General features: G+C 44.2%; 1 protein-coding gene. It reads right to left on the bottom strand.

Annotated elements, in window-relative coordinates; all coding sequences use genetic code 11:
• Positions 1-78 precede the first annotated feature (78 nt).
• Entirely contained in the window at positions 79-336 is a 258-nt protein-coding gene (locus JIN78_RS16990; protein WP_234038072.1) for a hypothetical protein, read from the bottom strand.
• Positions 337-437: the final 101 nt, after the last annotated feature.

The raw sequence follows: 437 nt of genomic DNA, 5'->3' as shown, positions 1-437 counted from the left end.
CTTGCCGGCGACCTCGCCTAGTCAAGGAAAAAGCGAGTTATTTTCTATTTATTTTGCTCGTTTTCAATGAATTACAGCTTAAGTTGACGCGAATGCCTGCACGCCTTCATCAACCTCATTTTCTAGCGCCCACTCGTAAATATCTTCGTCAATAAGATACCCCTCAACCGAAAATCCCAAACTCCTGTGGAAGTCGGGATTCGTATCTCTTATTTCTTCCGTTGTTTCTATGGCCGCTTTTAAATCATGTTCCGCCATTCCTCTCAAAAAAGCGCGCGTCATATGAATATGATTCCCTGGGACATCTGAACATGAATCCATTATAGCATCATTCAATTCTGGACACACTACACGACAAAAATTGAGGGGTGAAAAGGCGATTTGAGCCAAGCGAGAAACTCGTTGCGGTCCTTGGCCTTGAGGTGGGGATTGTTAAG

The organism is Roseibacillus ishigakijimensis, assembly GCF_016595415.1.
Lineage (GTDB): Bacteria > Verrucomicrobiota > Verrucomicrobiia > Verrucomicrobiales > Akkermansiaceae > Roseibacillus > Roseibacillus ishigakijimensis.
The sequence above is the reverse complement of the archived record's forward strand: the minus strand, read 5'-3'. Positions and strand labels throughout refer to the sequence as shown.